The sequence below is a fragment of the Novosphingobium sp. AAP83 genome, assembly GCF_001295795.1.
Lineage (GTDB): Bacteria > Pseudomonadota > Alphaproteobacteria > Sphingomonadales > Sphingomonadaceae > Novosphingobium.
Genome location: NZ_LJHY01000008.1, coordinates 82,873 through 95,792 on the forward strand (window position 1 = coordinate 82,873; position 12,920 = coordinate 95,792).

The 12,920-nt window shown below is 57.7% G+C and carries 12 protein-coding genes; 7 read left to right on the forward strand and 5 right to left on the reverse strand.

From position 1 onward, the window contains the following. Positions 1-54: 54 nt before the first annotated feature. From IP81_RS04870 to IP81_RS04885, 4 genes are all read right to left on the reverse strand, one after another. Positions 55-984, reverse strand: coding sequence for a LysR family transcriptional regulator (locus IP81_RS04870; protein WP_054106860.1), 930 nt, complete (start codon positions 982-984; stop codon positions 55-57). A 188-nt stretch (positions 985-1,172) separates the two neighbouring features. Next, entirely contained in the window at positions 1,173-1,997 is an 825-nt protein-coding gene (locus IP81_RS04875) for an SDR family NAD(P)-dependent oxidoreductase (RefSeq protein ID WP_054106861.1), read from the reverse strand. 64 nt (positions 1,998-2,061) lie between these two features. After that, positions 2,062-4,440 carry a TonB-dependent receptor gene (locus IP81_RS04880; protein ID WP_054106862.1) on the reverse strand — a complete coding sequence of 793 codons (2,379 nt, stop codon included), beginning with the start codon at positions 4,438-4,440 and terminating at the stop codon, positions 2,062-2,064. Positions 4,441-4,521: 81 nt separating this feature from the next. After that, positions 4,522-5,571 carry an aromatic ring-hydroxylating dioxygenase subunit alpha gene (locus tag IP81_RS04885; protein WP_054106863.1) on the reverse strand — a complete coding sequence of 350 codons (1,050 nt, stop codon included), beginning with the start codon at positions 5,569-5,571 and terminating at the stop codon, positions 4,522-4,524. 559 nt (positions 5,572-6,130) lie between these two features. On the opposite strand from IP81_RS04885, the gene IP81_RS04890 reads away from it, so the two are divergent. The 7 genes from IP81_RS04890 (at position 6,131) to IP81_RS04920 (ending at position 11,743) form a co-directional block, all read left to right on the forward strand. After that, a complete protein-coding gene (locus tag IP81_RS04890) occupies positions 6,131-7,132 on the forward strand; it encodes a thiamine pyrophosphate-dependent dehydrogenase E1 component subunit alpha (RefSeq protein ID WP_054106864.1) in 1,002 nt (333 codons plus the stop codon). Between the two features lie 3 nt (positions 7,133-7,135). Next, a complete protein-coding gene (locus IP81_RS04895) occupies positions 7,136-8,116 on the forward strand; it encodes an alpha-ketoacid dehydrogenase subunit beta (protein WP_054106865.1) in 981 nt (326 codons plus the stop codon). Continuing rightward, a complete protein-coding gene (locus IP81_RS04900) occupies positions 8,113-8,361 on the forward strand; it encodes a lipoyl domain-containing protein (RefSeq protein ID WP_054106866.1) in 249 nt (82 codons plus the stop codon). Before IP81_RS04895 ends, IP81_RS04900 begins: the two co-directional genes overlap by 4 nt. Then, positions 8,358-8,801 (forward strand): VOC family protein, encoded by a 444-nt coding sequence (locus IP81_RS04905; protein WP_054106867.1) that lies wholly within the window; start codon positions 8,358-8,360, stop codon positions 8,799-8,801. The genes IP81_RS04900 and IP81_RS04905 overlap by 4 nt, the downstream gene beginning before the upstream one ends. A 68-nt stretch (positions 8,802-8,869) precedes the next feature. Continuing rightward, positions 8,870-9,658: a glucose 1-dehydrogenase gene (locus IP81_RS04910; RefSeq protein ID WP_054106868.1), complete on the forward strand. Its 789-nt coding sequence runs from the start codon at positions 8,870-8,872 to the stop codon at positions 9,656-9,658. Positions 9,659-9,694: 36 nt separating this feature from the next. Then, positions 9,695-10,726 (forward strand): zinc-binding dehydrogenase, encoded by a 1,032-nt coding sequence (locus tag IP81_RS04915; RefSeq protein WP_082355981.1) that lies wholly within the window; start codon positions 9,695-9,697, stop codon positions 10,724-10,726. An 84-nt stretch (positions 10,727-10,810) separates the two neighbouring features. Then, positions 10,811-11,743, forward strand: a complete 933-nt coding sequence (locus IP81_RS04920; RefSeq protein WP_054106869.1) for a helix-turn-helix domain-containing protein — start codon at positions 10,811-10,813, stop codon at positions 11,741-11,743. Between the two features lie 886 nt (positions 11,744-12,629). Here the strand turns inward: IP81_RS04920 and IP81_RS20835 are convergent. Next, positions 12,630-12,905: a hypothetical protein gene (locus IP81_RS20835; RefSeq protein ID WP_197274517.1), complete on the reverse strand. Its 276-nt coding sequence runs from the start codon at positions 12,903-12,905 to the stop codon at positions 12,630-12,632. Positions 12,906-12,920 lie beyond the last annotated feature (15 nt).

Consider the following 12,920-nt stretch of genomic DNA (forward strand, 5'->3'; position numbering starts at 1 on the left):
CCCGATCCGTTTCTTTATGCCCGCAGCAACGGCAATTAGCCCCTGCCCCGACAGCTACATTTCGCTGACCACAGTCCGTATCTGCTGGCGCAGCCACATGTTCATCGGCTCGCTATCAAATCGCTTGTGCCAGTATTGGCTGATTGCCATGCGCGGAAGGGCGAAAGCGGTCTTGACCATGCGGACATTTGGGATCGGCATGATCTTCCCAAGCTGGCTCGGCAGCGTGGCGACCATCGTTTCATTCTGGGCTACGATTTGCGGTATCGCCAGGACATGGGGGCTTCGTACCGCCACAGTGCGGCTTATCGCCTGGCTGTCTAACCATGGTTGTACAAACTGGGTTCCATCAGCCGGCATGTAGCCGATGTGCTGGAGCCGGGAATACTCTTCGGCCGTGATCGGATCTGAGACGTCAGCGTTGACGTGAACCATGACTTGCAGCTCTTCATCATAGAGCTTTTGCTGCATCATCTCGCCAAAAGGTGGCGGCGTTTCCTTTATGGCCAGACTGGCCGCGCCATGCTCCATCGCTGATCGGAAATTGGCATCGCTTGCAGGTACTGTCCGGACCGAGCAATGCGGCGTAGCGGCCATCAGAAGGCGCATAAGACGCGGTAAGATGATGGCTTCGGCCATGTCATCGAGGCAAAGAATAATGGGCCGCGTAAGGCGGGCGGGATCGAAACTCAGGTCCGGCAGCAAGCGTTCACGAACCAGCGAGACAATTGCACCTACTGCGTCAGCGAGTTGAAGTGCCTTGGCGGTTGGCAGCATGCGGTTGTTGGTCTTGACGAAAAGATGATCATCAAACTGAAGGCGTAGCCGCGAAAGCGAGCGGCTCACCGCACTTTGCGTCAATCCCATTTGGCGCGCTGTCTCACCAACGCTGTTTGTTTCAAGCAGGCTTTCAAGAACGAGTATAAGATTGAGATCAATATCCCGTACCGGATCGTTGATGCCGTTGGTGAATGAGCCACTCATGATTTGCGGGCGCCGCGATCTGGTTTGGCAGCCCCCTTCAGCAAGGCGTTGTTATGACGGTGTTCCATGATCCCTTGCCTTCCCCGATTGTCATTGCGAACAAAACTAACCAGTATTTGGCGCAATCGGAAGAACCGGTCTAGCGTGACTCTTTCCTCTGACGGCGTTGCACCTTTTGACCGGTGCATTTAACCGATGCCTGTCCATGATTTGGCGCGTTCAAAGGCCGCCAACAGGTTTTGATGCCTGAGATCAAGTGCACTCGAAAGTTCCGGATGGGTCAGAATGTATAGGTGATTGTGCTCGATCGCATCAATCACCTGAAGGGCAATCTGCGCTGGCGTCCGGATTACTTCGGGCGGAAAGATATTGGCAATATCGATGTCTGCCAAGGCGCCTGTGCCCTGCCGATTGCGCAAGCTGGATTTGATCTCGGAATGGACCGGACCGGGGCACAGCACCGTTGCGCCAACTTGTGCATCACTTGCCTGAAGCTCCAGATGCAGAGCTTCGGTCATCGCAATGACAGCTGCCTTTGCCGCCGAATAACTACCCAGCTTCGCCACGGACCAAAGCCCGGCAAGCGATGCCGTGTTGACGATCTGCCCGCCGCGCGGCGCGGCCAGAAGATGCGGGAGGAAAGCCTCGATCCCGTGGATCACACCCCACAGATTAACACCGATCATCCACTGCCAGTCATCGTGAGTCAGGTCTTGGATCGCCGCAACCGGGCCAACGCCGGCATTGTTGCACAAAATGTTGACGGTTCCGTACTTGGCCATCACATCTGCAGCAAGTTGCAGCATGGCCTTGCGGTTGGATACATCGGCGACCATCGGGACCGCTCCGGTTGCCGCTGCAGCTTTACACAGGCGTTCCTCGTCATTGGACACGATAACCACATGTGCTCCCCGCAGCACAAGGGCTTGCGCAATACCTTGACCGATGCCCGAAGAACCGCCGGTGACGACGGCAACAGCGCCCTCGAAATTCTGGAAACCTTTCGATCCCACACGATTCCCCCGGTCCGGCAAAACAGTGTTGCGGGCAGGATTGCCCCTGCCCGCAACAACCCGATCAGAACCCTTTTCTGACGGTGATTGCCCATTCGCGAGGGCGTGCCGGAGTGGCCGAAACAAAGCCGTTCGCGATATCGAATATCCCTGCATAATAATACTTGTTGAACAGGTTGCGAACCTCAAACGTAAAGCCGAGGTCACTATCGGAATTGTTGAGCGTTACCCGCCCGTTGGCCAGAAAATAACCGTCAATACGGTTGCGCGGAAGATTGTTGGCCCGGCTGAATATCTCCGATTGGTAGGCCCCGTCAAAGCGCGGAGAAAGTTCCCAGTCCCCGCCCAAAGGCAGGTCGTACTGTATGCCAAAACTGTACTTCCATTCCGGCGTGTTGACCGGTTGGTCATTCAGGGTGATCCCGCTGACGATCGCCAGCGCGCTCAGGCTCTTGTACTGGAAATCGACATAGCTCACGGCCCCGTCGATGGTCAGACCATCAACCGGTCGCAGGGTCGCTTCCACTTCGAAACCCTTGATATCAGCCGTGCCGGAGTTGGCTGGTACAAAGCAGGGCTGGATCGGCGCAAGGTTCGGCGGACACGTGTTGAGCGTGACAATCAAGTCTTTGTACTTGGAGTAGAACGCCGACGCGTTGAGCCGCAACTTCCGATCAAAGAGGTCAGACTTGAAACCGAGTTCCCATGATGTCAGCGTTTCGGGATCAAACGAAACCACTTGTGCAGAGCTCTGCGGACGCGGGTTGACCCCGCCGCCCTTGAAGCCGGTCGAGAACTGCGCGTAAGTCATGAATTCATCAGACCAGCGATAATCGATGGCCACGCGATAATCGACGTTGTCGCCGCTGAAAGTCGATGTCTGGCCATTCGTGCCTGACACCAGCGGGCTGAAGCTGCCATCTTTCTGGAAGCGGAAGAAGGTGTAGTCCTTCCTTTCGTTGGTGTAGCGGATGCCGCCAGTAATATTCAGCTTGTCACTGGCATGCCATGTGCCCTGGGCGAAAACAGCCTCTGTGCTGGCATCGACTGGCTCATTGATCGCGGTGAATCCAAGCGGTACCGGTGCGAAACCAACCTGGGTGGTCACGCTCGTGGTCGACTTCTGATCCTGATAAAACCCGCCAACGGTATACTCGAACGCATTGTCGGCACCAATGGAACCATTCAGCCTGAGTTCCTGGCTGACTGACCAAAAATCGAGGTCATTTAGCGTAGTGGCAAAGCCGAGCGGTGACCCATCGTCATCGCTGCCAAAACTCGTGGTATAGCCACGATAAGCCGTAATCGATTTGACTGACATCGTGTCCGACAACTCATAAGTCAGGTTCAGCGATGCACCGCCACCCTTGTATTTCACGCGGTTGGGCACATTGAGTTCGGTCACCGCAAACGGCCCCAGCGCTCTGGCCGGGCTGTTGAAGGTTGCGTAAGTGTAATATCCGCCTTCGGGCACGACGAAGTTCTGGAAATTGAACGTTGATGGCAGATCCGACACCCGCGCAAAATTGCCGGTGAAATTGAGATCGGTCAAAACCCCCGGCGCGCCGGTTCTGTTCTCGCTGGTGAAATCACCCGAGAGAACCACGTCAAGGCCAGGCGTACCCTCCCAGCGCAGTGAGCCGCGCACCGCTTGGTAATTGACCTCGCCCTGCTTGTCGATCACGCAGTCGCTACCGGCAGACAGCACCCGGGGAACGCCACTGGTGGGGAATGCGCATCCGTAATCGATGCGATCAACATAACCGTCCTGGCGCTTGGTCACGCCCGCGAGACGCATCGCCAGATTTTCGGCCAATCGGGCATCAAAACTACCTCGCAAGTCAAGCCGGTTGCGCTGGCCGTAAGTGGCCGAAATGTAGCCGGTGTTGCTGCCCTGTGGCAGAAGGGAATAGAGCTTGATGGCACCGCCGATCGAGTTTTTGCCGGCCAGTGTCCCCTGAGGCCCACGCAGGATCTCCACACGGTCCAGATCAAGCAGATCGACGATCGAACCTGTCAGCGTGGCATAATAGACATCGTCGACGTAAAATCCGACACCCGGCTCCAGCGCCGGATTGAAATCGAACTGCCCAACACCACGAATGGACGCCGCAAGCGAGGGACCAAAACTTGCTCCCTGGTTATTGAGCGTTACGTTAGGCGCTTGCTGCGCAATTTCGGTAACGCTGGTTTGGCCTCGGGCCTCCAGCGATGCCGCACTGAATGCGCTGATCGCAAGCGGTGTATCCTGCAAGTTCTGCGAGCGAAACTGCGCAGTTACGATGATCTCGTCGACGCTTTCAACATCGTTTGCGGATTGCGGAACTGCCTGAGTGGCTGGATTTGCCGCCTGATTTTGGGCCATCGCAGGGGCGGCGACGATGGCTGCGGACATTACCGCCAGACTGGTGCCGCTGCGCAGCTTAGAAAACAGGTATACCATTCAATTCCTCCCATTTTGTCATTAACTTAGGATGACCATTCTTATAAAAGTCCGTCCGGCGGCTTGGGCCGCGCCGTTCGCCTATTCAGTCGCCCGGCATTCTGCCTGAATCAGTTGGTCCAACAGGCGGCGTGCACGGATGGCACCTGCGTCCTCGGCCAAAATCAGCGGCTGCTTGGCCCAGAATTCATTCGTGCCCATGCGCTGCTGCACGGATTCGATCATGGGACGATCTTCTTCCTCGAACGCCTGTCGAACTGCAGCATTGACGACATCGTGCATCGCATTCGCCGGCCCGGGCACGCTGAGCCCCCAAAAGTAATGGGTCGTGTGCTCGGTTTCTGGCGTGGCAAAATGGGCCTGCAGGGAGAAGAAACCGTCCTGCCGAGGCTTGCCTGCCAAGGTTGCGCCCGTATCGAGACGTAGCAGCGCCGGGGCATCCCAACGCATATCCATCCAATGATCGACCTTGGCATCACCGGGTTGGAGAAACGGCACCAGTTGCGGCGGACATTCTATCCCGTTGCAGGTCCAGCAGGAGTGGACGGTGCGCCCCTCCTGCACGACGCTATGCTTGCCCTGCAACGTGGCCCCGGCGCCGATGGTGCCAACATGAACATAGTCCAGATGGCTCAGGTCCATCAGGTTATCAGTTTCAAGCTGGTAATTGGCCTTGACGTGTGTGTAGCCAAAGAAGCTGGACCGGCCTGGATCGGAGAAGAACGAAAAATCCGGAATGCCGGCAGGATCGACGCGGTCTGCATCGCCCATCCATATCCAGATCATCGCGTCACGTTCGATGACAGGGAAGGACCGGACGCAGGCTCGGGTCCGGTTGATTTCGGTGAACCGGGGATCGACACATTCCCCTGAACCGGCAAAGCGCAGCCCATGATAGCCGCAAACCACCGTGTCTCCATCCAGCTTGCCAGACGATAGCGGCGCGAACCGGTGCGGGCATTCGTCAAGAAGCGCCCGCACTTCGCCGTCCGACGTGCGGAACAGGACCACAGGCGTATCAAGCAAAGTGATCGGCTTCAGCGCGGCATCTACCGTCTCGCTCCACGCAGCCATGTACCAGGCATCGAGGAGGTATATGCCCCTGTGTGTTGCCCCATCAGACTTTTGCATTCTTCAACTCTCCCAGGCTCCGGTTGTCCGAAGCGTCCGTGTTCGTGCTTGCGCTTCCGACAGCTCTTGTGGTGGCGGCTCGCGGAAAGCATTCCGAGAATGCGTAGCGCCACCAGAGCCCCCGCAATTTGGCATGGCTCGCAGTCTAGATTTCTAATCGGACGGTCAGCTCTTTAACCTAGCGTGAAAGCTATTTGGTCGCCTTGGGCTCCGCAAGTAAGCGGGATGCAACACGGTTATGCGCCAACTGCATAAATGGCACTGCAGACAGTGCCGGGACTTTGTAACCTTGTTCGCGCAGTGGCGGAATTGCGTGCCTATTGGGCTCTGCGATCAATCGCCCCGAACCCTGTCGACGCCTTTGGTCAAGTGGGTGGCTTCGCAATTATGCAAATTAAGGTCCCGCAGAATCCAAGTATGCGGGCGCTCAATTGCATAGACGTCATTTTACCGGGTGGCGCAGCGCTTGCCGGTACGAAAGGCCCCGAACGGGCCACGTTCATGCCTTCTCCCGGCAAAGGTTGGGTGATGGTTTGGGCAAAAAGACAAAGGGCGAAAGATGGCGGAAGCGAATGTATCGCACAACCAAGCGGACTATCTGGCGCTGCTGCGTCGTATGCTGCTGATCCGCCGCTCTGAAGAGCGGCTTTCGGCACTGTGCCGGGAAGGCAAGTTTCCCGGCGCCGTGCATCTCTACATCGGCCAGGAAGCCAGCGGTGTGGGTGCATGTTCGGTCATCGAGGATCGTGACTGGATCACCAGCACCCATCGCGGGCACGGACACTTCCTTGCCAAGGGCGGCGAGCTTAAGCGTATGTACGCCGAGATCTGGGGTAAACGCGAGGGTATCTGCAAGGGCATGGGCGGGTCCATGCACGTTGCTGATTTTTCCAAAGGTATCCTGGGTGCGAACGGCATCGTCGGAGGCGGATTTGCCATCGCCACCGGCGCGGCGTTTGGTGCAAAGCTGCGGGGTGACGGGCGTGTGGCGATGTGCTTCTTCGGAGATGGCGCCGCAAACCAGGGTACGTTCATGGAAAGCATGAATGTCAGCTCGGCATGGCAATTGCCGACCATCTTTCTCTGCGAAAACAACGGCGTGTCCGAGTTCACGATTTCGTCGACCGTCACCGGGGGCAAACTCGTCGACCGCGCCAAAGCCTTCATGCCGACCGTGATCGTTGACGGGAACGACGTTCTGGCGGTTCAGGCCGCTGTCCGCGAAGCGGTCGAGCGGGCAAGGACTGGCGGTGGGCCGTCTTATGTGGAAACCACCACCTACCGCATCCAGGGACACCTTGAAGCCGAAGATGCCTTTCTTGGCGGCGGGACGTATCGTAGTGCAGAAGAAATTTCCGCTTGGCAGCAGGCAAACCGGGATCCGATCCTGCGTTTTCAGGCGTTCCTGACCGGCGAGGGGATTGCTGATGCTGCGGATCTTGCTGCGGTCGAACAGTCCGTACTCGAAGAGGTGGAAGAGGCGGTCGCCTTTGCCGAAGCAGGCGAAGATGCTGATCCCGAACTTGCCTTTTCGCTCATGTTTGAAAATCAGGAGGCCTGAGCCATGCCACGCAGACGCTATATCCAGGCAATTAACGACGCGCTGTTCGAAGAGATGGAGCGCAATGAAAATGTGATCGTCATCGGTGAAGATGTCGAACTGGCCATTTTCGGCGATACGCGCGGACTTTATGACCGGTTCGGTCCGAACCGCATCCGCAATACGCCCATCTGTGAAGCGACGATGACGGGCATGGCGCTGGGTGCCACGGCCGCGGGCTTCCATGTCGTTTTGCACATGATGTTCGCGAACTTCGTCTATACCGGGTTTGATGCCATCGCCAATCAGATCGCCAAGATGCGGTTGATGACCGGCGGGCAGATCGCGCTGCCCATCACCATTATCGCAGGTTACGGCGGCGGGGGATCAAATGCTGCGCAGCATAGCGACAGTGCGCACCCTGCGCTCATGAATCTTGGCGGGATCAACGTTGCCATGCCGTCCAACTCGGCAGATGCCAAAGGTCTGCTCAAGACTGCCATCCGCAGCAATAACCCGAGCTTCCTGCTCGAGGCGAGTGCCCGGGGGGGACAGATGGGTGATGTTCCCGATGGTGACCATCTGGTCCCGTTCGGCAAGGCTGCCATTGCGCGAGAAGGCAGCGACGTGACGATCGTGACCGTCGGTTCGATGGTCAAACCCAGTCTGGATGCGGCCAAAGCTCTCTCAGAAGAAGGAATCGAGGCCGAAGTTATCGATTTGCGCACCGTCGTTCCGATCGATGAAGCCGCAATTCTGGCTTCGTTGGCCAAGACCGGCCGCCTTGTGGTGGTGGACGAAAGCAGAGACCGTTGCGGCGCTGGCGGGTACATCGCAGCAATTGCAGCGGACAAGGGCTTTGCCAGCCTCAAGGCGCCGGTGAAACGCGTGAACATTCCTAACGTCGCGATTCCGTTTGCACCGATCGCGGAAGCAGCCGTCCTGCCTGATGCGAACAAGATTGCTGTCGCCGTACGCGGGATTGTCTCGAAGGTGGCTGCATGAGGATCACGCTCAAGCTTATCCGGGTCGGCATGAATATGTCGGAGGCAACTATCGTCGAATGGTTCAAGCAGCCGGGCGAACGCTTCGAGGTTGATGATGCACTTTACGCGATAGAGACGGAAAAGGTCACGCAGGAAGTGCAGGCAACTGCGCCCGGCACGATGATCGAGATTCTCGTTCCGGCAGGGGAGGATATCGAGGTTGGCACGCCTGTCTGTGTCGTTGACGCAGAGGTGGCGCGGTGAACAAAGGCCGCGTGCTGAGCGTGGGACATACGGGCATTACGGTGTCCGACATGGCCCGCGCCATCCGGTTCTTTGGCGATGCCCTTGGCGGCACGGTTACTGCTCCGGTGCGCCACGATGACCCTGTATTCGAGCGGATCACCGGGATGGAGGGTGCGCAGATCACGATCGCATATGTCGATCTGCCCGGACACAAACTGGAATTGCTGGAATATGCGCGGCCGCTTGATCGCCGTGGTTCAACCGCAAGGCCCTGCGATCCCGGCCATCTTCACATCATGCTGCTGGTCGAAGGCATCGATGATCTCCTGCAAACCCTTGCCGGGCACGGCTTCAAGCCGGTCGGCCCGGTCCAGCACGTTGATGAAGCCGGTGGGTTCAAGGTCATCTACACTTACGGGTTCGACGGGATCGTCGTGGAACTGATGGATTTCAGCTGATTAGCCGGCAGATCTCCTGACGAGCACCCGTCGCAACACAGTATAACAGTCAGGAATAGGCGAAAACCATGGGAAAGAGACTGGAAGGGCGCGTCGCGCTGATCACTGGGGGCGGCGGCGGACTTGGTGGCGCGGCGGCACGCGCTCTGTCGCAGGAGGGCGCAATAGTTGTGGTAACCGATATTGCCCATGCCGCCGCTAGCTCCGTCGCGGAAGCGGTAGGCGGTCATGCCCATGCCCAAGACGTGACGGATGAGGCACAATGGGCTGCAATCCTCGCAGACGTGATTGGCAAATTCGGGAAAGTCGACGTCTTGCTGAATGCTGCAGGCATCGAGGGTGATCTTGCCCAGGCAGGGTTGGATACCAGTTTGGCCGAATGGCGGCGCGTTCTTGGAATCAATCTCGACGGGACATTTCTGGGGTGCCGCACGGTCATGCCGTACATGCTGGAGCGCAAGAGTGGCTCCATCATTAACATTGCGTCGATCGTTTCGATGATGGGATCGCCCAGCGCAATGGCCTACGGCGCAAGCAAGGCGGCTGTGCAGCAATTGACCCAGTCGTTCGCGCTGATTGGCGCGAAGGACGGGGGCCGCGTTCGCTGCAACTCGGTGCATCCCGGCCTCATCAAGACGCAGATGACAGACCGCATCTTTGCATCGTTTGCGCGCAATTCCGGCGGAACCGAAGCCGAAGCCGAGCAGGCGCTGTGTGCTGCGGTCCCATTCGGACAGCGCGGCACGCCCGATGACGTGGCGGCAATGATCGTGTTCCTTGCGTCCGACGAGAGTCGGTACGTCACCGGAAGCGAGTTCAAGGTTGATGGGGGATGGCTGATCACCAACGCAGGTTGATGCATCGTCCGCACGTGCTCGGAAGGAACAGACCACATGAGAGCAGCCGTTTTTGACGGGATCGGTCATCCGCTGCGGATTTCGGATGTGGCCATGCCGCAGCCCGGACCGGGAGAGGTCCTGATCGAGATCGAGCGTTGCGGCGTTTGCGGCAGCGATCTGCACATGACAGAAGATCCGGTGTTCTGCGTCCCTTCTGGCGCGATCCTCGGCCACGAAATGGCCGGGCGCATCATCGAACGCGGCAAAGGCGCCGAACGCTTTGCGATCGGTGACCGGGTTTCCGTTCTGCCCATCAGCAGTTGCGGAACATGCGCATCATGCCTTGCCGGTGAGCCGGCGTGGTGCGCCGGAATGGCGCTTCATGGCGGCGGCTTTGCGCAATATTTCGCGGTGTCTGAGCGGCAATGTATCGCCTTGCCCTCCACGCTTTCGGCCGAAGACGGTGCGCTGGTCGAGCCGCTTGCCGTCGGCCTCCATGGCGTGGTCATGGCCGCAATGGAGAAAGGTGCGCGCGTCTTGGTGGTTGGGGCAGGTCCGATCGGTCTTGCCACGATCTATTGGGCGCGAAAAATGGGAGCCGGTCGCATTGCCGTGACAGCCCGGACCCGCCAGCGCGAGGACATGGCTCTGGGCATGGGGGCCGACCTGTTTATTGATCCACAGGCTGCAGATGATCCGGCACAGGTTTCAGCAATTATGGGCGGCTTGCCGGACATCGTGTTCGAATGCGTCGGCCAGCCCGGACTGATCGATCGTTGCATCAAGCTGGTGCGCCCGCGCGGGACGGTCGTGGTACTGGGGCTTTGCACCAAGATGGACCAGATCGATCCGTTTTTCGCGATCTCGAAAGAAGTCCGTATCCAGATGGCAGTATTCTATGGCATCGCAGACTTTGAAAATTCGGCGCGGGCGCTTGATGCAGGAGACCTGTCGCCGCGTGCGATGATAACGGATTCGGTGGGATTGAGCGATTTGCCCGAGGCGTTCGAGGCGTTGCGTCAGCGTACCACCCAGTGCAAGATCATGGTCATGCCGCAATCCATGGAAAAAGCGTCTGCGCTATGACCGTTATGTAAATGGCGCATTTGGCCGCGTTAATAGGGCTGTGCTAGATCGGGGGAACAACGAAAACGAAACTGGAGCAGGAGAATGGATGCGGCGGGCGCGCAATTTCTGTCGACCAGATCACTCAAAACCCAGTACAGACTGAAATTCTGGAACGAAATCACCGGAACAGCCTATCACGGGACGAGGATTTTTTCGGATGTTGAGGATTTCAACGCTGATCTCTGGCGCTGGAATCTGCGCGATCTGGTTCTGATCCGGCCGCGGTCTCCCAGAGCCAGAATCGAACGCCTGCCCCCGACCCTAGGCTCGTCGGAATGCAAGCTCGTGTTGCACATCCAGCACCGCGGCCGGACCCAGATCGACCAGTTGGAAAGGCATGCATTGCTGGAGCCCGGCGACATGGAGTTCAACATCGGCGATTCCAAATACTGCTTGGACGTCTCCGATTCAAACGACATTCTGTCGGTCGAGCTGCCCTTGCAGCCCTTGCGTGTACGCATCCCCGACATTGAGGATCTTGCCTGTCGAACGTTCAGCGGCAGAGCCAGCGCTGTGCGACTTCTGCACAACTATATCCTGTCGCTGTGGCAAATCGGGCGCAGCGGGCAAGTGGGCGCGGCCTGGTGCGACGGTGCCGTAGCGGCGTTCTACGCGCTTCTCGAATCAGCAATCTTTACCGCAGGCGCTGAGGATAAGGAAGACATGCTACTGAAGAAGCTGCGGTCCATTGCCGACACACGCTTCACCGATCCTGACCTTACGACATCGTCATTAGCCCACGCTGCAGGCGTAACGCCCAGAAGTGTGCAATCATCCTTTGCCCGGTTAAACTGCACACCATCGGGCTATATCGCCGATGCACGTTTGCAGCAGGCGGCTGAATGGCTGCGCATTGATACAGAGCGCAGCATTACGGACATCGCCATTTCCGCCGGTTTCAATGATATCGCTTACTTTTCGCGCTGCTTCCGGAAGCGTTTCGGCCTTTCGGCGCGCGAGTGGCGCAAGGCTTAGGTCGCGAACGCCAAGGACGATGACGGCCCTATAAAAGATAAACGTTATTGTAGATATGTTCCCGCTTCTGCCGAGGTGGGAACAGCGCCCGCCAACAATGGAAACAGGCTAAGGCGCGGAAATCTGCCGATCAGCGGCAGCCGTTCCCATGTTCCCGACGTTCTCATAGTTCTAGGAGATACCCCCAAGCAAAGCGCCTCTCTCGCGCGACTGGCCGAGGCGATTTATGCGCCCGAAATCTTGCGCTGTGCGGACTCGTACAATTCAGCCCACTTGGAACGTTACTCAAAGTGCCTGAAAAGATTGGTGCACTCGACATGAAAGCGATGGGCGCTCAAATTACTGGGAAATTTTGGTGCAAAGGGCTGCTTAAGCCACAAAATGAACCCAAATGGCAGAGAATAGCGAGAGACCGGAGGGGCATCTGTCGATCCAACTTCGGTCGATTGTTCGCATCAGAGCGAACGTCAGTTCCCGCTGAAATCTGCTGCCAGCGTCAGTTTCATTCCGGCAGAAAGCGCCTTGATCCCGACCGTTCTCTAAAACGGTCGGACCAATCGATTCCTGCCGTTGGTTCATTGGGCGACGGGCCCGCCGACCCCTTGCGAGCCTGCGCCACACTCGGTCAGATTTTCTGTATGGTCCAAAAGCGTGATGGCGTCGTCAACAGCAACACCGACATATTGAACGGTGTTCTGAATGTTCGAGTGGCTCAGCAAGATCAAAGACGCTCTGCGTTTAACGGCCTACTTGTATGATAGCGATGCCACGAGCGGAAGCCGCTCTCCGAATAGGGTGTTCACTTCGCGTTCGCGCAAAAGTGCTGGACCTACGAACCGATCACCCAGCAGTGAATGTCGCGATCGGGATGCGCATTCGGCCCATGCTAAGCAATAGGGTCGCCCAAGATTCTGTTGGCGACTTTCGTGTCGCCGCATCCGAACACGATTTCGGCGATAGCTGGCATTGCATATATATTGATATCGATATAAAGTGCCAGTCTTCTTCGACGTAGGCGACTGGTCCGATGAACGATGTTAAAGACAACAGACACGGCTTCCTGATCGAAAACTGTCGTGTTTTTGATGCTGTGAGCGGTGAGGCGGTCAAGACGGCGATCGCTTTCAACGATCGGATAATCGGGACTAGGCAGGCTGCCCATGACTGGGCCGCCAGC